At 45.6% G+C, this 20,821-nt stretch carries 19 protein-coding genes; 10 read left to right on the forward strand and 9 right to left on the reverse strand.

The features are described 5' to 3' along the window. The first annotated feature begins 207 nt into the window (after positions 1-207). Positions 208-705, forward strand: coding sequence for a hypothetical protein (locus SCB77_RS15200; protein ID WP_320182848.1), 498 nt, complete (start codon positions 208-210; stop codon positions 703-705). A 61-nt stretch (positions 706-766) separates the two neighbouring features. Here the strand turns inward: SCB77_RS15200 and SCB77_RS15205 are convergent, their stop codons facing one another. Further along, a complete protein-coding gene (locus SCB77_RS15205) occupies positions 767-3,016 on the reverse strand; it encodes a glycoside hydrolase family 20 protein (protein WP_320182849.1) in 2,250 nt (749 codons plus the stop codon). A 148-nt stretch (positions 3,017-3,164) separates the two neighbouring features. On the opposite strand from SCB77_RS15205, the gene lipA reads away from it, so the two are divergent. From lipA to SCB77_RS15220, 3 genes are all read left to right on the forward strand, one after another. Further along, a complete protein-coding gene (lipA, locus tag SCB77_RS15210) occupies positions 3,165-4,046 on the forward strand; it encodes a lipoyl synthase (RefSeq protein ID WP_320182850.1) in 882 nt (293 codons plus the stop codon). A 129-nt stretch (positions 4,047-4,175) separates the two neighbouring features. Further along, complete coding sequence (locus SCB77_RS15215; RefSeq protein WP_320182851.1) at positions 4,176-5,903, forward strand: DUF1800 domain-containing protein; 1,728 nt, start codon at positions 4,176-4,178, stop codon at positions 5,901-5,903. An 11-nt stretch (positions 5,904-5,914) separates the two neighbouring features. Further along, entirely contained in the window at positions 5,915-7,177 is a 1,263-nt protein-coding gene (locus tag SCB77_RS15220) for a DUF1501 domain-containing protein (protein ID WP_320182852.1), read from the forward strand. Positions 7,178-7,179: 2 nt separating this feature from the next. Here SCB77_RS15220 and SCB77_RS15225 read toward each other — a convergent pair whose 3' ends face one another. Both SCB77_RS15225 and SCB77_RS15230 read right to left on the reverse strand, forming a co-directional pair. Beyond that, on the reverse strand, positions 7,180-8,823 hold the full coding sequence (locus tag SCB77_RS15225; protein WP_320182853.1) for an amidohydrolase: 1,644 nt from the start codon (positions 8,821-8,823) through the stop codon (positions 7,180-7,182). 93 nt (positions 8,824-8,916) lie between these two features. Then, positions 8,917-9,327, reverse strand: a complete 411-nt coding sequence (locus SCB77_RS15230; protein WP_320182854.1) for a BrxA/BrxB family bacilliredoxin — start codon at positions 9,325-9,327, stop codon at positions 8,917-8,919. Positions 9,328-9,549: 222 nt separating this feature from the next. On the opposite strand from SCB77_RS15230, the gene ahcY reads away from it, so the two are divergent. Then, positions 9,550-10,866: an adenosylhomocysteinase gene (gene ahcY / locus SCB77_RS15235; RefSeq protein ID WP_320182855.1), complete on the forward strand. Its 1,317-nt coding sequence runs from the start codon at positions 9,550-9,552 to the stop codon at positions 10,864-10,866. 69 nt (positions 10,867-10,935) lie between these two features. On the opposite strand, the gene SCB77_RS15240 is transcribed toward ahcY, so the two are convergent. The 4 genes from SCB77_RS15240 to upp form a co-directional block, all read right to left on the reverse strand. Then, positions 10,936-11,505, reverse strand: a complete 570-nt coding sequence (locus SCB77_RS15240; protein WP_320182856.1) for an ATP-binding protein — start codon at positions 11,503-11,505, stop codon at positions 10,936-10,938. Beyond that, entirely contained in the window at positions 11,450-12,064 is a 615-nt protein-coding gene (gene pnuC, locus SCB77_RS15245; RefSeq protein WP_320182857.1) for a nicotinamide riboside transporter PnuC, read from the reverse strand. Before pnuC ends, SCB77_RS15240 begins: the two co-directional genes overlap by 56 nt. Before the next feature lie 60 nt (positions 12,065-12,124). Then, positions 12,125-12,598: a ribonuclease H-like YkuK family protein gene (locus SCB77_RS15250; RefSeq protein WP_320182858.1), complete on the reverse strand. Its 474-nt coding sequence runs from the start codon at positions 12,596-12,598 to the stop codon at positions 12,125-12,127. Positions 12,599-12,675: 77 nt separating this feature from the next. Continuing rightward, entirely contained in the window at positions 12,676-13,323 is a 648-nt protein-coding gene (gene upp, locus SCB77_RS15255; RefSeq protein WP_320182859.1) for a uracil phosphoribosyltransferase, read from the reverse strand. Positions 13,324-13,454: 131 nt separating this feature from the next. Here upp and uvrB point away from each other — a divergent pair, with 131 nt between their 5' ends. Then, complete coding sequence (gene uvrB / locus SCB77_RS15260; RefSeq protein WP_320182860.1) at positions 13,455-15,497, forward strand: excinuclease ABC subunit UvrB; 2,043 nt, start codon at positions 13,455-13,457, stop codon at positions 15,495-15,497. A gap of 12 nt (positions 15,498-15,509) precedes the next feature. Here uvrB and SCB77_RS15265 read toward each other — a convergent pair whose 3' ends face one another. Next, complete coding sequence (locus SCB77_RS15265) at positions 15,510-15,935, reverse strand: hypothetical protein (RefSeq protein ID WP_320182861.1); 426 nt, start codon at positions 15,933-15,935, stop codon at positions 15,510-15,512. Positions 15,936-16,082: 147 nt separating this feature from the next. Between SCB77_RS15265 and proB the strand changes: the two genes are divergently transcribed. The 3 genes from proB to SCB77_RS15280 are packed head-to-tail and all read left to right on the forward strand — an operon-like array spanning position 16,083 to position 18,811. Beyond that, positions 16,083-17,117 (forward strand): glutamate 5-kinase, encoded by a 1,035-nt coding sequence (proB, locus tag SCB77_RS15270; protein WP_320182862.1) that lies wholly within the window; start codon positions 16,083-16,085, stop codon positions 17,115-17,117. A 32-nt stretch (positions 17,118-17,149) separates the two neighbouring features. Then, entirely contained in the window at positions 17,150-18,400 is a 1,251-nt protein-coding gene (locus SCB77_RS15275) for a glutamate-5-semialdehyde dehydrogenase (RefSeq protein WP_320182863.1), read from the forward strand. Between the two features lie 3 nt (positions 18,401-18,403). After that, positions 18,404-18,811, forward strand: a complete 408-nt coding sequence (locus tag SCB77_RS15280) for a hypothetical protein (RefSeq protein WP_320182864.1) — start codon at positions 18,404-18,406, stop codon at positions 18,809-18,811. 29 nt (positions 18,812-18,840) lie between these two features. Here SCB77_RS15280 and SCB77_RS15285 read toward each other — a convergent pair whose 3' ends face one another. Further along, entirely contained in the window at positions 18,841-19,977 is a 1,137-nt protein-coding gene (locus SCB77_RS15285; protein ID WP_320182865.1) for an acyl-CoA dehydrogenase, read from the reverse strand. 172 nt (positions 19,978-20,149) lie between these two features. On the opposite strand from SCB77_RS15285, the gene SCB77_RS15290 reads away from it, so the two are divergent. Then, a complete protein-coding gene (locus SCB77_RS15290; protein ID WP_320182866.1) occupies positions 20,150-20,785 on the forward strand; it encodes a peroxiredoxin in 636 nt (211 codons plus the stop codon). Positions 20,786-20,821 lie beyond the last annotated feature (36 nt).

A 20,821-nucleotide genomic window follows, 5' to 3' on the forward strand; every position in this document is an offset into this window, starting at 1 on the left:
CGACTGCGTTGTCGGAGTGCAAAGTTACATTATTTTTATTAAAGTGTATGTCTTTTTTGAAACTTTACGGCACGATTTATGTTTCATGTTTTGCGCTCAAATACCAGACCGTAGCATAATAGGTTGTTTCACCGGGACGATTTGTGCATATTGATTCGTTTACAATTACATTAATTAAACTTTGTTATTCATTTCAAATTAAAATTTATGAAAAAATCCATCTTAGCTCTTGTAGCGCTATTCTTTACTGTAGGTGCCTTCGCCCAAGATTACAAAAACTCAATTGGTATTCGCTTAGGAAGCGGTTATTACGATATGGTAGGTGTTTCTTTTAAGACGTTTATTACTCAGCCTGGAGCATTGGAGTTTAATGCTGGATTTGATACAGATAGATTTGTGGGAGATAATTTCACTAATGTATCTTTCTCGGGTACTTACCAACATCACTTTCCTATTGGAAATATCCAAGGATTCAAGTGGTTCGTAGGTGGCGGTTTAGCCTTGTCTAATACGTTTTCTGATTTCGATGAGGTAAAAGGCTTTAACGTAGGTATTTACCCTACAGGCGGTGTGGATTACAAATTGAAAAATGCACCATTTGCATTTTCTGCAGATATCCGCCCAACAATCCATGTGGTTAACGGCGCTGGATATTACAATAATTTCTACGCTAACGGCGGTATCACGGCGCGTTATACGTTCTAGTTGCCACGTTCAACAACATAAAAAAAGCAGCTCCTTTTGTTGAGCTGCTTTTTTTATGTCTTTAATAGACTACAATTTCATCGGTAAACAAGAATCCTTTTTGGACATTACTGGCAACAATCTTGATGTATCGTGCCATTTGAGGTTTTTCGAGTTTTATCTCGAAAGTTTTAAACTTTAAACTAGGATCTTTGCCGTCTTCCAAATTTTTCAAGGTACCCACTTCACGGTAATTCTTGCCATTGTCGGAAAGGAATACTTGAAACTCGCCAGGGAAGAATACGCCGGGACCTGGTATTTGCATAAAACGCATGGCCACGGATTTTATCTCTTCGCGGCGCTCAAAGTCAATGTAGGCATCGAAGTTCTTGGTAAATCCCTGCCACTGTCCATCATGATAGCTTAATCCGCCAACGACACCGTTGGTCAAGGTCAATTCCTTTTCCGCTGGATAGCCATCCCAACTATTGTTGTAGAATACCTTCTTGCCTATAGCCTTATGGATGTCCAGTTTTATTTCTTCAACGGGGCTCACTCTGGCCGAGTCGATAAAAGAAGCCGCCTTGATGAGGGTTGTTGTGGTAAATTCAATAGGGTTGGTGAACGGTGTGGATCGGTGTGATGGCTCCGTCCCATCCGTCGTGTAGTATATATTAGGAACCAGTTGCTCTGCCGTCAGCATCAAGGTATTACTTAGCCGTTCCTTATTGAAGATAATTTCCGAAACGACATTGTACGAAGGACGATAATAGTTCACATCCAATTGTTGCAAGAGTTTGTAATGTTGCTGCAAGCGTTCTTTAAAGTCCAGCCAGTTTCTAGTTTCTTGGCTTGTCCAGTTTACCTCGGCCAGAGCTAGTGCGCGCGGAAAAGTCATATATTCCACATGTTGGTAGGTAGGCATGTACTCCGTCCATACATTGGCTTGTGCCCCTCGGATGTGCTTAGCTTTATCAGCATCTAGTTCTTTTGGAACAGGATTGTAAGCATATACCTTATCTAGTGTCAAATATCCGCCGATAGCTTCCGGTTGCGTTCTAGGGTCGGTTTGGTAACTGTCGAAGTAGAGATAGCTGCCGGGCGTCATAATGACGTCGTGTCCCATCGAAGCAGCTTTGATGCCACCTTCTTCGCCGCGCCAACTCATCACGGTTGCTCCTTTTGTTAGGCCGCCTTCTAGTATCTCATCCCATCCAATCAATTTTCTACCTTTGGACTGTAGGTATTCATCCATCTGCTGGATGGCATAACTCTGCAGCTCATCTTCGTCTTTCAGTCCCTTTTGCTCCCTTAGGGCTTGGCATTTTGGGCAGGTCTTCCAATGTTTCTTCTCCGCTTCATCCCCACCGATATGTATGTATTCCGAAGGGAAGATAGCGAGCACTTCATCCAAAACATTTTTTAAGAACGTAAAGGTTTCTTCATTGCCTACACAAAATTCTCCTTGGGTGTATGGCGCACCGGAGCAAGCGAGTTGTGGGTATACTGCCAGCACTTCTTCCGAATGTCCGGGCATTTCGATTTCCGGAATTACAGTGATCCCTTTTTGTGCGGCATAAGCTACCAATTCACGGGCTTCGGCCTGTGTGTAGAAGCCTCCACTAGCATTTGGCGTGCCCTGCTCCACATATTGACGTCCGTTGTTCATCCATGCTTTCCAGTTGCTGTAGTTGCGCCAAGCAGCTTTTTGTGTCAACTCGGGGTATTGTTTGATCTCTAGACGCCATCCCGCTCCGTCGGTGATATGCCAATGGAAATGGTTGAATTTGTAAAGCGCCATGATGTCGATATATTTTTTAACGAAGGATAGCGGCATAAAATGACGGGATACGTCTAGATGCAAACCACGATAGTTGAAACGAGGTTTGTCATCAATCGTAAGCTGCGGTAACTCCAGCGGATTGTTTTGCAGCATGCCCATCTGAATAAGCGTGTAGAGTCCATGAATCATCGCCTGAGGCTCATTGGCCTTGATTAGAATCCCTGATGCATCGATCTGCAAACGAAAGCCGTTGGCCGGTATTTTATCTACCTGCTCTGCAGGGAAAAGACGGATGCCGTGTTGGTATTTTTTGTTTACTTTCTTGACGATCTCTAGCGGTGCTGTTTGCAATTGCGGATACTCTTTTAGGAGGGCACTGGCCTCTGCAAAAGTTTCGGTGCTGTACAGTGCAACGTTAGGGGCGATTTGAAAACTGCCCTCACCATAGGTCACTTTGTCCGGTTTTGGGATTAAATTCAAGTGACTTTTCTGTGCTTCGCTAAGCAGAGGATACAGTAAGATCAAAACAAGTAGTGGGATAATTCGCATGTCTAGTTCTCGTATTAGTTTGATGCTACAAATATCACAAAATATTTTCTATCGCTATCCACAGAGTTTTGCACGGACTGTGTAATATGATATTGTAACTACAATCGAGATATCGTTTTTTTAGCAGAATAATGATTAACTTTGTAGCATGATTGAACTTCCTGTAATTCCAGTAACGGAAACGCAACGCAAGCCAGATTGGTTACGTGTAAAATTACCTGTGGGTAAAGAGTATCGTCATGTAAGGAATCTCGTGGATGAGCATAAACTGCACACCATTTGCGAGAGCGGCAATTGCCCGAATATGGGCGAATGTTGGGGGGCTGGTACGGCGACCTTTATGATTTTGGGTAATATATGTACACGCTCCTGCTCGTTTTGTGCGGTGGCTACAGGGCGTCCCAAAGCTGTTGATATGGATGAGCCTAATCGTGTCGCTAATTCGGTGAAGTTGATGCAGGTAAAACATTGCGTGATCACTTCCGTGGATCGTGACGATTTGAAGGATGGCGGTTCTACCATTTGGGCCGAAACAATCAACGCGATACGTCGTGAAAGTCCAGAAACAACGTTGGAAACCCTTATTCCCGATTTCAAGGGACAATGGGATAATTTGGATCGCGTGATCGCGGTTCGTCCAGAAGTGGTGTCGCACAATTTGGAGACCGTTCGTCGTTTGACCCGCGAGGTGCGTATCCAAGCGAAATATGATCGTTCATTGGAATGTTTGCGTCGTATCTCCGCAGCAGGTCTGCGCACAAAATCGGGTATTATGCTTGGTTTTGGGGAAACTGAGGAGGATGTCATCGAAGCTATGCAGGATTTATATGATGCGGGCGTTCATATTCTGACGATAGGACAATATTTACAGCCTACAAAGGCACATCACCCGGTGGTAGAGTGGATCACGCCGGCGCAATTTGAAAAATATAAGGAAATAGGCTTGCGTATGGGCTTCAAATATGTGGAATCTGGACCATTGGTGCGTTCTTCGTACCATGCCGAGAAGCATCTTTTCGATATGCAATAATAAGCAGAAACAGCTATATAGCCCCGACTGATTCAGCCGGGGCTTTTTTGTGCCTTTACATAAAAATAATATACGGCAGAAACTATATCGCTTACCTTTACGTTGATATACCATATGATCAGGTAAGAAATGAACATCCGTCATACCATATTTTTATGCCTAAGCCTCGTACTTAGTTTACTGCACCAATTGGCACTGGCACAGCGCGCGGCGAAGCTATCTTTCCCTTATGCGAAAGAGGGATTGACGAAAGAGGAAGCTGCAGTACATCTCTTAAGCAGATTCAGCTATGGATACAACGCCGCCGACGTGAAAGAGACCATGGAAATGGGCTTGGAGAAATGGTTTGCCGAGCAACTAGCAGGATCTGAAAGCGATACAACCTTGGCACGACGCTTGGATGCTTTTAAAGACGTGTTGAAAAGCAACCAAGAACTTTACAGCTTGTATCCAAAAGCATTTCGTGTTCGTAGGCAAGCAATCGAGGAAGGCGTTTGGAGTAAGGATTCGGTAGGTGTAGCTGGAAATTCGGCTTTGCTGGCCGAGTACATGGCCAGTAAAGGGTATAAGAGGGAGAAGGAACTTATTGATCAGTTTGTGTCGGCGAAGGTGGTTCGCGCCGTATATAGCCCGAATCAGCTTAGAGAGCTGATGACCGATTTTTGGTTCAATCATTTCAATGTATCTTTTTCAAAGGGAGAGTGTACTACATTTATCCCCAATTACGAAGCTGCGGTAATTCGTCCCAACGTATTTGGCCAGTTCTTGGATCTCTTGACCGCTACGGCACAATCGCCAGCGATGCTGTACTACTTGGATAATGCGACAAGCGTTGCCGCTACAAAGAACGGCAGGAAAGGGCTGAATGAAAATTATGCACGGGAGCTTTTGGAGTTACATACTTTAGGTGTCGACGGCGGATACACGCAACAGGATGTGACCGAAGTAGCCCGCGTCTTAACGGGCTGGACGGTAAAACCGATGGCCGAGCCCAATCGCAAGGGCAATCAAAAGGCTAAGGCTGGCGGACGTAGAGAAAACGGTGATTTTCTCTTTAAAGCGGCTACGCACGACCGTGGTACGAAAACCGTGCTCGGACAGCATTTCTCGAATCAAGGCTACGATGAGGGACTTCAGCTGCTGGCTTTGCTCAGCGAGCAGGAGGCCACAGCTCAGTTTATCAGCAGGAAGCTAGCTATTCGCTTTGTTGCCGATACGCCTTCGACTGTACTTGTTGACAAAATGGCCAAGCGTTTTCTCGATACCAAAGGGAATATAGCCGAAGTTCTCGTGACGATGGTAAATGCGCGTGAATTTTGGGACAGGGATGTGCAGCGTACAAAAGTTAAAACACCTTTTGAGTTGGCTGTCAGCGCCGCACGATCTCTACGTGGTGATATCAATGATCCGGTTAAATTTAATAATTGGGTTTCGCGCATGGGCGAGAAGAAGTTCTACTATATTGCTCCTACAGGCTTCCCCGATTATGCCGCTTACTGGATCAATAGCGGATCTTTATTAAATAGAATGAACTTCGGATTAAACTTTGCTAATGAGAAATCTACCGGAGTTTCCATAGATCTGCTTGCTCCACTATCTTTCCGCGAGCCGGAAAGCATGCGCGATGCACTGAAAAAATACAGCAACAATATGTTGCCGGCCGTTGATACCGAACGTTTGCTGGAACGCTTGGAGCCCCTCCTTACAGTGGATAACCTGCAAGCGCGCGTAGGGCGAAAGCTGAACGATGCTGCGGCAGATGGCAGTAAAGGGCAACGCAAGAATAAGGGAACACAGGAAGAATTGGCGCAGGTGCTGGGATTGATTATAGGATCGCCAGAATTTCAACGCCGCTAACTATAAGGTACATGGTAACACGTAGAGCATTTTTAAAATCTTCGGGCATCGGTCTTTTTGGCGTTGGCCTATTAGGCGGTATTCCATCCTTTCTGGCAGATGTCGTTGCTGAACACAAGCGTGCCAGCTTGTATAGCAAGCGCAAGGTGTTGGTTTGTATTTTCCAACGTGGTGCTATGGATGGCCTTATGGCCGTGACGCCTTTTGATGATAAATACCTACAAGCCGCTCGGCCTGATCTCTATGTGGGGCCAAGCCTTGTGCAGGGAAAAGGGGCAAGTATCGATTTGGACGGCCGTTTTTCGCTACACTCGAGCTTAAGTCCTTTGGAACGTCTGTTTCGAGAAGAACGGTTGGCCATTGTGCATGGTATCGGTTCGCCTAATACAACGCGATCACATTTCGATGCGCAGGATTATATGGAATCGGGAACGCCATTTGAAAAAAATACAACCAGCGGATGGTTGAACCGTGCCGTTGGCCTGTTGGGCCATGAGGCGATAACGCCCTTTTCTGCGGTAAGCATGACACCTTCGTTACCACGGTCTTTTTATGGGCAGAATAATGCATTGGCCATCCAAGATCTAAAGAATTTTAAAGTGCAGGAGCGAGCATCGCTTCGCGGAACGGCTAAGAGTTTTGAAGAACTGTATGAAGAGACTTCAAGTAGTCTGCTAAGGGAAACCAGCAAGGAGAGCTTTGAAGCGATGAAACTGTTGCAGAGCGATGTGGTGAAAAACTACACGCCTGCAAAAAATGTACGTTACCCCGTCAGCAACCTAGGTAAATCCCTTAAGCAGGTCGCACAATTGATCAAGTTGGATGTAGGATTAGAGGTTGCCTTTACAGAGTCAAATGGATGGGATACCCATTACAACCAAGGAGGACCAAACGGTTCCTTCGCGCGTAATGCCGAAGACCTAGCGCAGTCTATTGCTTCCTTTTGGGAGGATATGGACGGGTATCAGGATGAGGTTGTGCTGATGACAATGACCGAGTTCGGACGGACGGTTCATCAGAATGGTACCAAAGGAACGGATCATGGTAGGGCCTCTTGCAATTTTATATTGGGAAATTATGTGGACGGAGGAAAGGTGTATGGTGATGTGCCTGTGTTAGCTACCGAAAACTTGGAGGACGGTCGAGATCTCCCCGTCACGACCGATTTTCGCGCGGTGTTTGCTGGGGTGGCGCATGACCATTTGCAGCTGCAGGACGCTGATAAGCTGTTCCCCGGCTATACCGGAGATCGCTTCGCCCTGTGGAAAAAGTAATGTTATAGCTTGGAATAGACGGTTTCACCAGCTATTACGGTGCGTAATGTCTTTATCGTTCGTATTCGATCCAAGGCAACCTGCATAATATCGTCATCCAAGATCACAAAATCAGCATCCTTCCCTCGCTCTATGCTACCGCGCTGTCTTTCTTGAAAACAGGAATATGCAGCCCATATGGTCATCCCTCGTAATGCTTCTTCGCGCGATAGCGCATTCTCCATTTGGAATCCACCTTGTGGGAACCCGCTTTTATCTACACGGGCAACAGCAGCATGAAACCCATACAGTGGGTTGAAATGCTCTACCGGAAAATCGCTGCCAAGAGCCAGCATGCCATACTGTTTTAACAACTCTTTGTAGGCGTAAGCTCCTTTCATCCGCTCTGCGCCGAGCCTTTCTTGTGCCCAATACATGTCTGAGGTGGCATGGGTGGGTTGTACTGAGGGGATAATGTGGTATTTGGAAAATTTAGCAAAGTCGTTTGGAGCAATCACCTGTGCATGCTCTATACGCCAGCGTCTTTTCTGAGGTTCTTTGAGGTATTTGCCGTAGGTGTCGAGCATCAGCCTATTGGCGGAATCGCCGATAGCATGGGTGTTGACCTGAAATTCGGTGGCCGCCAATCTTTTAACAACGGCATCAAACTGCTCGGGACTGTATAGTAAAAATCCGCGTGTGGGCGCATCATGGTAGTGATCAAGTAGGCAGGCGCCGCGAGAGCCCAATGCTCCATCGGCCATGAGCTTGATCGATCGAATGGACAGCCGATCGGATTGATAAAACCCTTCGTTCAGGTATTTGTCTATACTGTTCGGATTTCCGGCAATCATCGCATAGTCGCGGATTTTCAATGAATCCTGCTGGTAAAATTTCTTGAGGTAGTCCAGCTGTTCCATCGTTAGGCCGGCATCGACAATCGAGGTCAAGCCTACCGAAAACAAAGAATCCTGTGCCCGTCGAAGACCCAATAACAAAGGACGTTCTTCGGGAAGGGGGATATGTTGCGCCACCAAAGACATGGCATTGTCGACGAGTACGCCACTCGGACGGCCGATGCTATCGCTCACGATTAGGCCGCCTTCCACCCGAAATAGGGAGTCGATCTGTGCCAATTCGAGGGCTTTGCCGTTTACTAAGGCCGCATGATAGTCCACGCGCGATAAAAAGATCGGTGTGTTGGGGAAGTACTTGTCTAGACTGTCTTTTGTTGGGAAGCCAGCAATACCCCATTTGTTCTGATCCCATCCACCACCAATAATCCACTTTCGGTCTGGGTAAGCATCTTGGTAAATCTTTAACTTTTCCACCACTTCGGCAAGCGATCTGGTATTGCTTAGATCGACTTGATCCAGCAGGTCGGCAAACATAAAAAAGTGCGCATGGGCATCGTAAAACCCAGGATATATCGCTTTGCCCAGCGCATTGATGCTGTCTTTCGCAACGTACTTACGTTGTATCTCTTTGCTGGTACCCATATCTACGAATACGCCATTTTTTACCGCTAATGCCTCGTAGATGGTAAAGTTGGAGTCTACGGTATATATCTTCGCGTTATAGACGATCAAATCAACTTCTTTATTGGTGGTGCATGAGGAGAACAACACAACAAAGAATAGTACTATAACGGAATATAACAATCGCATACAAAGAGGTTTAAATACGTGTAAAAATAATAAAAAAGAGGCTTCCCGAAAAATTAGGAAAGCCTCTTCATTCAAAAATCAAAAATAGGAAGACTAGCAGTATTCGTCGAATGCTGCAATCAGGTTGTCGGCGATCATTTGTGCCGGACGTCCTTCGATCATGTGTCTTTCAATCATGTGTACCAATTTTCCGTCCTTAAACAAGGCCATTGCTGGTGAAGATGGAGGGTATGGCAACATGTAATCGCGCGCTTTATCTACCGCGTCTTTTTCCATTCCTGCAAATACAGTTACCAATTTGGTAGGCTTTTTGCCATTTTCAACGGCAAAGCGAGCTGCTGGACGTGCATTTGCCGCCGCACATCCGCAAACGGAATTGACAACGACGAACACTGTTCCTTCGGCAGGGATTGCTGTATCAACCTCTTCCACCGTTTTTAATTCTTGGAAGCCCGCGTCAACTAACTCTTGACGCATTGGCGCTACTAAATATTCTGGATACATCTTTTTTTTATTAAAACGTCTAAATTACAATATGATACTTTGTGCTAATAGCCAAAAGCCATGGGCCAAGGTATATGAACTCTTCTTGACAAAGGTAAGTGATTAGGGGGCTTGAATCAAGATAGCATCCTCAAGATAATGTCAGATTTGAAGTGAAAGGGTACTAAAACGCTTTGAAATCAACCCTGTATAGGTTATTTTTGTAGTAAAATATAAAATATTATGTCTTCGATAGAAACTACGTATGTACCTTACAAAGTAAAAGATATCTCTTTGGCGGAGTGGGGTAGAAAAGAAATAGAACTGGCGGAAGCTGAAATGCCAGGATTGATGAGTCTTCGCAAGGAGTTTGGCGCAGCCAAGCCTTTGCAGGGCGCGCGCATTGCTGGATGTTTGCACATGACTATTCAAACGGCTGTATTGATAGAAACATTGGTGGAGCTTGGTGCAGACGTATCTTGGTCTTCTTGCAATATTTTCTCGACCCAAGATCATGCGGCGGCGGCGATCGCTGCAGCGGGCATTCCGGTGTATGCCTGGAAGGGAATGAATGAAGAGGAATTTAACTGGTGTATTGAGCAGACGTTGTTTTTCGGTGAAGAGCGTCAGCCCCTCAACCTGATTTTGGATGATGGTGGTGATCTAACTAATATGGTGTTCGATAAATATCCGGAATTGATCGAAGGGATCAAAGGATTGTCGGAGGAAACAACGACAGGTGTGCACCGTTTGTATGAGCGCATGAAAAATGGTACACTACATGTCCCAGCGATCAATGTCAACGACTCGGTTACCAAATCAAAGTTTGACAACAAATATGGTTGTCGCGAATCCTTGGTTGATGCAATCCGTCGTGCTACAGATTTGATGTTGGCCGGTAAGGTTGCCGTAGTTGCGGGGTATGGTGATGTTGGTAAGGGATCGGCGGAATCTTTGCGTTCGGCAGGTGTTCGTGTTATCGTGACGGAGATCGACCCTATCTGTGCGTTGCAAGCAGCAATGGAAGGCTATGAGGTTAAAAAGATGGCGGATGCGGTGAAGGAGGCTAACATTGTGGTTACCACAACAGGAAATAGAGATATTGTACGTCCGGAGCACTTCAAGTTGATGAAAGATAAAACAGTGGTTTGTAATATCGGTCACTTTGATAATGAAATCGATGTATCTTGGTTGAATAGTAACTATGGCGGAAGCAAAGTAGAAATTAAACCACAGGTAGACAAATATACCATCGACGGGAAAGATATCATCCTCTTGGCGGAAGGTCGTTTGGTAAACCTTGGATGTGCCACAGGACACCCTTCATTCGTGATGTCTAACTCCTTCACCAACCAAACATTGGCGCAACTGGAGCTGTGGATAAACACGGATCAATATGGTAAAGAAGTATATACTTTACCTAAACATTTGGACGAGAAGGTTGCGCGTTTGCACTTGGCGCATATCGGTGTTGAACTGGATACCTTGACGGAAGAACAAGCTTCGTATATCGGTGTTACCGTGGAAGGTCCTTACAAACCTGAAGCATACCGCTATTAGTCGAGTTATATCGTATAAATAAAATCCCCGTCTGCTACAGATGGGGATTTTATTTTTATAAGCCTGTGGCTATGGCTGGCAGAAAGCCAAGGCTTTTTCCAAGCGATCGTCACCAAGACCGGAGACAATATGGTAGTTGGCAGAAATGGCGTCGAGCTCTTTTTGCCAAATAGCTAAGAAGTGTGCGCGGTCATTTGGAAAGTCACGCAATGGATCATCCTGCCAAGGAAGGTCAATGTCCATCAGTAGATAAAGGTCATATTTTCTCGACTTGATTTCGTTCGTTACTTCCTTGGGTGTATTGCCAAAAAGATGGTCGCACCAGATTTTTACCGTTAAGATCGTGGTGTCGCAGATCAGTGTTTCGTTCTTTGCAAGTGGGAGCAGAGCATCTTCCAGTGCACGTTGGCCATAGAACATGTTGACTTCATCCTGCAACGTGTATTGCCGATTTAGCTCCGCACAGTAGTAGCGGGCATATTCCGGTACGCACACGGTGTCCAATCGGCGGGCAAGGTAGTTGGCCACGGTAGATTTTCCGGTAGACTCTGGGCCGACAACGGCTATTTTCTGTATATGATTGTTATGCAAGTTGATTTCTTTCTTTTTTGTACGTATGGCGCCAAGCGCGATAGCCATTCCATGCAATTATAGTAAAAGCAACGTAAAGTATCGCGGTCAACACTAAATCTTTGTGCATATACAGCGGAATGTATACGATGTCCACCAAAACCCAAATGAGCCAGTTCTGCAAAATTTTCCGCGTCATAAGAAACTGCGCGACGAAACTCATGGACGTGCATAGCCCATCAATATAAGGTACATCAGAATCGGTAAATCGGCGAAGCAGCGCTCCCAAAACGGTGCCTAGTAGCAAGATGACGACCGTCGTTAGCAGCATATGTCGTTTTGTAAGCTTTTGGACGGGCTTAGTATCACTGCTATCAGCCGATTGCCAATAATACCAGCCATAGACGGCCGTAGAAAGGAAATAGATTTGGAGTACGGCGTCGCCATACAATTTATTTTGATAGAAGAGGTAGGCGTAAATGGATACACTGATGATGCTGATCGGCCAATTCAAGATATTTTGACGCGCGGCTAGATAAACGCATAGAAATCCTGTGATGGTGGCTATCCATTCTAATACCGTGGTGGAAAGAAATTGCTGATATAAAGAGGTGAAAAGTTCAGGCATACCTTTAAATTGTCGTTTAAAGATACACTTTCATTCGAGATGTGTACTAAACCAGCGGTACTATTGTACGATTTTGTTTGCGCAGTTGGTGCTGGCAAACGACTCCGGCTTAGCTTTAAATTGAAACCCCATACCCATGATGTAGCCCATGGCCTCTTTCAGTGCTACGTTGGATTCGAAATTGGGATTGGTGTTGATGTCGACATGTACTTCGAGATCGATGTGGTACTGATCGAGAAGCGGACATAGGAGGTAAGCAATGTCGATGGATTTTTGTACTTCGGTAAGCATGCGTTCCTTGATGCTTTGCCGCTGGGTTTTCCTATCGCGATGGATAAACATAAAACCACCTTTGTGTTCCCGAAGAAAAACAATAACGGTAGCGAATTCGATGATGCCCCGTTTTACTTGGGAATCCGTGCCTATGTAAACTTTTAGCTTGTTACCTAGGTGGGTTTCTACCTTGATGATTTCTTCAACGGCCTCGTTTATCGAGGAGCGAATCGTTTCGCCATTGTATTTTTGCCAAACCATAATGATGAAATATTTGATATAAATTTATTGATAAATAGCGCATTATGTTTTTTGTTAATATTAATTTTCTGTTATTATTAAGCTTCTCTGTTCCCGTAAGCAAGGTCACCCGCATCGCCAAGACCCGGAACGATGTACGCTTTTGATGTCATCTCCTTATCAACGGCACCCACCCATAAATGAGCTTCGGGCAGAAAGGCACGCACATGTTGCAGACCTTCTTCGGAAGCAATGACAACGGCGATATGCAGCTCTTTGATGGCATATTCTGCAAGGAGTTCTTTGCAGCACAATACCAAGCTTTGGCCGGTAGCCAACATAGGATCGGCGACTATAACAACCCGGTTATCCAGATTTGGTGTATTGCTGTATTTTTTATGGATTTCAATTTCCCCACTTTTCTTGGTGTGTCGGTAGGCAGCTATGAAAGCGCTGTCCGCGCGGTCGAACACATTAAGTAGACCTTGGTGAAAAGGAAGTCCAGCACGGATTATAGTGGCTAAGACAGGTTGTTGTTCCAGCACATTGTGCGAGGCAACGCCGAGGGGCGTATCAACCGAAGCAGGTTTGTAAGCAAGTGTCTTGCTGATTTCGTATGCCGTGATTTCGCCCAAACGCTCTAAATTTCGGCGGAAGCGTAAGCGATCTTGTTGGATGTTGACATCGCGCAACTCTACTAGATAGTGATTGGCGATACTATTTTCTTTGGTCAGAATCGTTACCATATCGTGGATTGTTAACCTGTTTTTACTAATTTACAAAAAGCCTTTCAATTTTTGTACCATGAACATGACAGTCTGCCGATAAAAATTTATTCTTTTTTGATTATTTTTAAGCTTTAATCGGAAGGATTTGAATGAAATTTAGTTTAACATCGGAATATAAACCGACAGGAGATCAACCGCAGGCCATTCAAGAGTTAGTAGCAAGTATAGGACAGGGCGAGCGTTACCAAACATTATTGGGCGTAACGGGGTCGGGAAAGACATTTACCGTTGCTAACGTTATTCAAGAAACGCAACGTCCTACCTTGATTTTGAGCCACAATAAAACGCTGGCTGCGCAGCTCTACGGAGAGTTCAAACAATTTTTTCCGGAGAACTCGGTGAATTATTTTGTCTCTTATTACGACTATTACCAGCCGGAGGCTTTTATAGCCTCTTCCAATACTTATATCGAGAAAGATCTCGCGATCAATGAGGAGATCGAGAAATTGCGTTTAGCGACCACCAGCTCGCTGATGTCGGGGCGCAGAGATATTGTGGTGGTCTCTTCGGTATCCTGCATTTACGGTATGGGAAATCCCGAGGATTTTTCCCGATCTATCTTCCGTTTTGCCGTAGGCATGACCATCAGTAGGAATGCCTTTCTGCATCGACTGGTGGAAATCTTGTATGCACGCACCACGGCGGATTTTAAAAGAGGAACATTTCGCGTGAAGGGAGATATTGTAGACGTGTATCCGGCCTATTTGGATTATGCCTTCCGCATATCTTTCTTTGGTGACGAGATTGACGAGATTACGGAAATCGATCCCGTATCGGGCAAGACCCTATCGAAAATTGAAGATATCGCCCTGTTTCCTGCAAATCTTTTTGTGACACCTAAAGATAAATTCACCAAATCGATTTGGGAGATCCAAGATGAGTTGGTGCAACGCAAAACGCAGTTGGAAGAAGAAGGAAAGATGCTGGAGGCCAAAAGGCTGGAAGAGCGCGTGAATTACGATTTGGAGATGATGCGGGAACTGGGGTACTGTTCGGGAATAGAGAATTACTCGCGGTTTTTCGACGGCCGAGAGCCCGGCATGCGCCCGTTCTGTCTGCTGGATTATTTCCCGGAAGACTATTTATTGGTGATCGACGAGAGCCACGTTACCTTGCCTCAATTGCGCGCCATGTATGGTGGAGACCGTTCGCGCAAGGTTTCGCTCGTGGAGCATGGTTTCCGCTTGCCGGCAGCCTTAGACAACAGACCGTTAAACTTTCCGGAATTTGAGTCGCTGACCAACCAGACGATTTACGTGTCGGCAACGCCCGGCGATTATGAATTGCAGCAAACGGAAGGTGTAGTCGTAGAGCAGGTTATCCGCCCGACAGGGCTCTTAGATCCTATTATAGAGATTCACCCGGCGATCAATCAGGTCGACGATCTCTTGGAGGAAGTGGATAAAACGATCAAAGAGGGTGGACGGATATTGGCTACTACCTTGACCAAGCGTATGGCCGAGGAGCTGACGAAATACATGAGCCGACTGAATATCAAGGTTCGTTATATACATTCCGAGATCAAGACCTTGGAACGGGTAGAGATTCTACGTGGACTACGTTTAGGGGAATTTGATGTGTTGGTAGGAGTCAACCTCTTGCGGGAGGGACTTGATTTGCCGGAAGTGACTTTGGTAGCCATCTTGGATGCCGATAAGGAAGGTTTTTTGCGGTCGGAGCGATCCTTGATCCAAACGATCGGTCGTGCAGCACGTAACGATAAAGGTCGTGTGATTATGTACGCGGATCAAATGACGGATAGTATGCGGATCACGATTGATGAAACGAACCGACGTAGAGAAAAACAAATAGCCTATAATACGGAACACGGTATTACGCCACGTACGGTGGGTAAAACCCGAGAGGAGATTATGGAGCAGACATCTGTGGCCGATTATAAGCCGGGCGAGGCGAAAGCTTATGTGGAACCGGATGCAGCGAGCATGATTGCAGCAGATCCTGTGATGGAATATTTGGGTGATAAGGATTTGCGGAAAGCTATCGAAAATGTGCGTAAGCAGATGGAGAAGGCCGCGAAAGAGATGGATTTCTTGGGAGCAGCCAAGCTTCGCGATGAGATGTTTGCCATGGAAAAGCTCTATGAAGACCGATTTGGCAAAGAAATAAAGTAGGTAGAGCCTACTTTATTTCTTTTCTTCGTAAAGGGTATCGTTTTGATGGATGAGCGACCAACAGTGGTTTTCCTGTGCAAGGGTATATTGCTTGTTTTTGTATAATAACGGAGAAATGCTATCCAATAGGATGCTTTCATCTTCTTCCTTTAAGAACAGTTCAGCCTGTTGCTTGGTAGAATCGATCAATACAAAAGCGGCTGTTTCAAAATTTGTCGACGTGTCGGTAACATTCATCGTAATAGCCTCCTCCCAAGGGCGTATACAGTCTTCCCTTACTTTCGACCAAGTATAGCCGGCAGAAGTAAGGCATCCGTTGTTATCTTTGTCGCCCCCTAGCTGCGCTAAGTTGGACGTATTATTTGAATTGTTGCCTTCCGTAGAGCCGTTGCAGGCCGTTAGCGATAGCGAAACGATTAGTAGGGCAAAGTACTTCATAGGATCTCCTTTTGATTTAAAGACTAACCACAAACCATACCAAAGTGTTTTCTAAAATTGATCCAATAGTTTACTTTTTATAAAAAAGCTTGTTACATTTACATTTGTTTAAATAAAACCTATAATGTTTGTCAAATTGTTAATCAAATGAAGAAGCCGGTACTGGTCATTAAGTTCGGGTCGGCCTCTATCACGACGAAAGAGGGAGATATCGATGAACGTATTGTGTTGGAGATCGCGCGACAGACGGCGCAGCTCCAGAAACGATATAATATTGTTTTGGTTTCTTCGGGTGCAGTAGCTGCCGGGAAGAAGTTTTTGCTCAATTATGAGGGCAGCCTATCTGAGCGTAAGGCGGCGGCCGCTATTGGAAACCCACTGTTGGTACGCACGTATAGCACCTACTTTAAGCCATTCAAGATAGCGCTTGCGCAAAGTTTGTGCGAACGACAGCATTTTGCGAATCGGGAGCAGTTCTTGCAGCTTAAGGATACCTATCAGGAGCTTTGGAAAAACAATGTAATACCCATCGCAAATGAAAACGATGTGGTAAGCAATAAGGAACTCAAATTTTCGGATAACGATGAACTGGCGACGCTGATTGCCGTTGGGTTCGGCGCAGAACAGATTCTGTTCAGTACGTCCGTTCCTGGCGTGTTGGATGCAAAAGGAGCTGTTGTCCCGGAAATCCGTACCATCGATAAGGATGCGCTATCGCTGGCGCGTAAGGAGAAATCTGCAGTTGGTCTTGGTGGTATGACATCCAAGTTGAATTTTGCACGACTGGCCAACCAGATGGGTATCCAGGCGGTTATATTCAGTATGCAGACCGAAGATGGTATTTTGAAAGCCGTTCGCGGGGAGACCGGCACAGTTTGTCGACCACAAGAGAAGAAGGTGTCCTCCCGCAATAAATGGATGGCTAGTGGTAGTTTGATCAAAGCATTGATACAGGTGGATGCCGGAGCCGCGAAAGCTATACAGAATCGTAAGAGCTTGTTGGCTGTGGGTATTATCGCAATAAACCAAGGGCTGGAAACGGGAGAGGTATTTCAGATTTGCGATACCGAAGGGGTTGTTTTCGCTGTGGCGAAAGCGAAGATTGATGTGGTCGATTTGCCATCGATCCATAAAAAGAAAAATGTCGCCGTTGCACATGCTGACGATATCGTCTTGTTGTGACAATTGAAGGACAGTGTTGAAAAGAGGATAACATGAAAGAGGATATTCAAGAGGAATTGAAGGCTGCACATGCGGCTACTATATATGCGAAAAAATTGTCGGACGAAGGGAAACGAGAATTGCTGCATGCCATTGCTGTTGGTTTAGAAGAGCGCGTAGCGGAAATCTTAAGCGAAAATGCGAAAGATTTGGCGCGGATGGATGCTACTGATACGCGATATGACCGATTATTGCTGACAGAGCAACGTGTCTTTGCTTTGGCTTCCAGCGTTCGCGAGGTGGCTGCATTGGCCGATCCGACAGGGCAGTTGCTATCTCAAAGATTATTGGAGAATGGACTTACCGTGGAAAAGAAAACAGTACCGTTAGGTGTGGTGGCTGTCATCTATGAGTCGCGACCCAACGTAACGGTAGACGTTGCTGCGCTCTGTATTCGATCGGGGAATGTATGCTTGCTGCGGGGCGGGACGGATGCTTGGCATACTAATAATGCCTTGGTTGGTATTATTCGCGACGCGATTGATGCCTTCCGTTTACCTCAGGATATGGTGCTGCTCCTGCCTACCGATCGGAAATTTGTTTCCGAGCTATTGACAGCAACAACCTATGTCGATATCATCATTCCTCGAGGTTCACAGGCATTGATAGACTTTGTGCGGGAGCACGCTAAAGTGCCTGTAATCGAAACAGGTGCTGGTGTTTGCCATACCTACGTAGAGCAAACGGCTGATTTGGACAAAGCAGCACGCATCGTTGCCAACGCAAAGATCTCTAGGCCATCTGTATGTAACTCCTTAGACACGGTGCTTGTTGATGATGTTCTTGGTGAAGCGTTTCTAGCTAAGTTGGTGCCGTATTTTTTGGAACATGAGGTGCGTGTTTTTACGGATCAGCGAGCTTATTCACTGTTAGCGGACATGCAATATCCTTATTTGGAGCAGGCTGCCGATGAAGATTTTGGACGGGAGTTCCTGTCCCTACAATGTTCGGTAAAATTGGTGCATTCATTTGAAGAGGCTTTAGGCCATATAGGCAAATATTCTTCAAAACATTCGGAGTGTATCGTGTCGCAAGATGCCGAAAAGATTGCTACTTTTATGGATGCGGTAGATGCCGCTGCGGTATATGCCAACGCGTCGACCCGTTTCACGGACGGCGGTGAGTTTGGCCTTGGGGCCGAGATTGGCATATCTACCCAAAAACTACATGCCCGCGGACCGTTCGCTTTGGAGAAGTTGGTAACCGAGAAATGGTATGTAACAGGAGATGGACAGATAAGATAGTATATGGGTATTCGATATGAAAAAGATACGATCCTGAATTGGGTCAATGAGATGGGCAAATTCTTACGCCTATTGGTCGATAAGCACGAAGCATTTGAGGATCCTGTTGATCCAGTGCTGTTAGAAAACGGCTATCGTGAATTTTTTAATAAGGAGCGTTCTTGGATGATTACGGCGACAGAGGAAGAGTTGAAGGCTTATGTCGACCAAGATCTGCTTGTGGAGCAAATCCGTCCATTGGCATTGCTCTTTCTACGGGATGCCTTGCTAGCTGCAGATGCGGTTGAAAAGCAGCAGTTATTGCTACGGTCTAAATTTTTGCTCGGCTATGTGTCGGAAAAGTTGGGGAGCTTCTCCTTCGAGGATTATGGTAATTTGGCAACCATCGACAGCCTGTTGGCTTCAAAATAAAGAAATGTGGGAAACGGGTAACCGTTTCCCTACTTCAAGATATCGCGCGCTATGACGAGGCGCTGTATCTCGGATGTCCCTTCATAAATTTGCGTGATTTTCGCGTCACGCATCATGCGCTCCACATGGTATTCTTTCACATACCCATATCCACCATGTATCTGCACGGCTTCAACGGTCGTTTTCATGGCCACTTCTGAAGCATACAGTTTAGCCATGGCCGCTTCCTTGGCATAAGGCTTACCTTGGTCTTTAAGCCAAGCAGCTTTATAGGTAAGCAGTCTTGCGGCTTCTATTTCCATTTCCATGTCGGCTAGCTTGAATTGGATAGCTTGGTGCTCACAAATTGCTTTGCCAAAGGTTTTCCGTTCCTTGGAGTAGGCCAAGGCGAGTTCGTAGGCACCGGCAGCGATACCGAGTGCTTGTGCTGCAATCCCGATTCGTCCTCCATCCAGGGTTTTCATGGCAAACTTGAAACCGAAGCCATCTTCTCCGATCCTATTTTCTCTGGGTACTTTGACATCGCTGAATAACAGGGAATGCGTGTCGGAACTTCTTATACCTAGTTTATTCTCTTTAGGGCCTATTGTAAATCCATCCATCCCTTTTCCCACGATAAGGGCATTTATTCCGCGATGACCCTGTTCGGGATGCGTTTGTGCGATAACCAAATAGATGTCTGCATTACCACCGTTCGTGATCCAGTTTTTGGTACCGTTTACCAAGTAATGGTCTCCTTGATCCTGCGCTGTCGTATGTTGCGAGGTCGCGTCTGATCCAGCTTCGGGTTCGGATAGGGCGAATGCGCCCAGCTTTTCGCCGGAAGCTAAAGGCTTGAGGTATTTTTCCTTCTGGGCGTCTGTGCCGAAAGCCTGCAAGCCGTATAATACAAGGGAATTGTGTGCCGACATGATCACGCCAGCGGAGGCATCTACTTTCGAAATTTCTTCGATCGCGATAACATAGGCTAAGGTATCCATACCTGCTCCGGCATACCGCTCTTCCACCATCATGCCCATAAAACCTAGCTCGCCCATTTCTTTAACATGGGAAAAGGGAAAAATAGCCTTTTCATCGCGTTCGATAGCGCCTTCACGTAAAGACTTCGCAAACTCCTTAGCTGTCTGCCGGATGAGTTGATGCTCTTCGTTTAGTTCAAAATGCATAATCGATTTATATATAGTTAACCAAATATAAGGAAAAATAATATGCTAGCATAGTAAAAGAAATGTAATGTTTGTCTGTTTTTTTTCAATAGGAGAGGGTAACATTTTGAAAATTAAAATAATCTACTAAATTTGTAGATAATAATTTAAAATTCTAAAATAGACAGACGATATGAGTTTAAGACTAGGAGATACAGCGCCTAATTTTCAGGCAGAAACATCGGTAGGACCTATAGATTTCTACGAATATATTGATGGCGGATGGGCGGTATTGTATTCGCATCCCTCTGATTATACACCTGTTTGTACGACCGAATTGGGGCGTACAGCGCAGTTGAAATCGGAGTTCGAAAAACGGAATGTAAAGGTGCTTGCTTTGAGTGTGGATTCGGTGGAAGATCACCTCAATTGGATCAAGGATATCAACGAGACTCAAAATACCTCGGTCGAGTTTCCAATTATTGCGGATAAAGACCGTACAGTGGCTGAGCTGTATGATATGATTCACCCGAATGCCTCGCTTACGGCAACGGTGCGCTCGGTTTTTATCGTAGGGCCGGATAAGAAAGTAAAGTTGACCTTGACCTATCCTGCATCGACGGGCCGTAATTTCAACGAGATCTTGCGCGTGATCGATTCGCTACAGTTGACGGATCAATATTCGGTGGCAACGCCTGCAGACTGGTCTGATGGACAGGATGTGATCGTCGTGCCGGCTATTAAAACGGAAGATATACCTGCGAAATTTCCAAAAGGATTCACGGAAATTAAGCCGTATTTGCGGGTAACACCACAGCCTAATAAATAGGGGGCTGTACACTATAAAATAAAAGCGCGGATCGAT

The organism is Sphingobacterium bambusae, assembly GCF_033955345.1.
GTDB classification, from domain to species: domain Bacteria; phylum Bacteroidota; class Bacteroidia; order Sphingobacteriales; family Sphingobacteriaceae; genus Sphingobacterium; species Sphingobacterium bambusae.

Bases quoted from the DNA above. Each gene is read 5' to 3' on its own strand.
- SCB77_RS15220 (WP_320182852.1), top strand. From the start codon at position 5,915: ATGGTAACACGTAGAGCATTTTTAAAATCTTCGGGCATCGGTCTTTTT.
- upp (WP_320182859.1), bottom strand. From the start codon at position 13,323: ATGGTAACGATTCTGACCAAAGAAAATAGTATCGCCAATCACTATCTA.
- uvrB (WP_320182860.1), top strand. From the start codon at position 13,455: ATGAAATTTAGTTTAACATCGGAATATAAACCGACAGGAGATCAACCG.
- SCB77_RS15200 (WP_320182848.1), top strand. From the start codon at position 208: ATGAAAAAATCCATCTTAGCTCTTGTAGCGCTATTCTTTACTGTAGGT.
- SCB77_RS15215 (WP_320182851.1), top strand. From the start codon at position 4,176: ATGAACATCCGTCATACCATATTTTTATGCCTAAGCCTCGTACTTAGT.
- proB (WP_320182862.1), top strand. From the start codon at position 16,083: ATGAAGAAGCCGGTACTGGTCATTAAGTTCGGGTCGGCCTCTATCACG.
- SCB77_RS15205 (WP_320182849.1), bottom strand. From the start codon at position 3,016: ATGCGAATTATCCCACTACTTGTTTTGATCTTACTGTATCCTCTGCTT.
- lipA (WP_320182850.1), top strand. From the start codon at position 3,165: ATGATTGAACTTCCTGTAATTCCAGTAACGGAAACGCAACGCAAGCCA.
- SCB77_RS15250 (WP_320182858.1), bottom strand. From the start codon at position 12,598: ATGGTTTGGCAAAAATACAATGGCGAAACGATTCGCTCCTCGATAAAC.
- SCB77_RS15290 (WP_320182866.1), top strand. From the start codon at position 20,150: ATGAGTTTAAGACTAGGAGATACAGCGCCTAATTTTCAGGCAGAAACA.
- SCB77_RS15240 (WP_320182856.1), bottom strand. From the start codon at position 11,505: ATGGCTATCGCGCTTGGCGCCATACGTACAAAAAAGAAAGAAATCAAC.
- pnuC (WP_320182857.1), bottom strand. From the start codon at position 12,064: ATGCCTGAACTTTTCACCTCTTTATATCAGCAATTTCTTTCCACCACG.
- SCB77_RS15230 (WP_320182854.1), bottom strand. From the start codon at position 9,327: ATGTATCCAGAATATTTAGTAGCGCCAATGCGTCAAGAGTTAGTTGAC.
- SCB77_RS15275 (WP_320182863.1), top strand. From the start codon at position 17,150: ATGAAAGAGGATATTCAAGAGGAATTGAAGGCTGCACATGCGGCTACT.
- ahcY (WP_320182855.1), top strand. From the start codon at position 9,550: ATGTCTTCGATAGAAACTACGTATGTACCTTACAAAGTAAAAGATATC.
- SCB77_RS15285 (WP_320182865.1), bottom strand. From the start codon at position 19,977: ATGCATTTTGAACTAAACGAAGAGCATCAACTCATCCGGCAGACAGCT.
- SCB77_RS15280 (WP_320182864.1), top strand. From the start codon at position 18,404: ATGGGTATTCGATATGAAAAAGATACGATCCTGAATTGGGTCAATGAG.
- SCB77_RS15225 (WP_320182853.1), bottom strand. From the start codon at position 8,823: ATGCGATTGTTATATTCCGTTATAGTACTATTCTTTGTTGTGTTGTTC.
- SCB77_RS15265 (WP_320182861.1), bottom strand. From the start codon at position 15,935: ATGAAGTACTTTGCCCTACTAATCGTTTCGCTATCGCTAACGGCCTGC.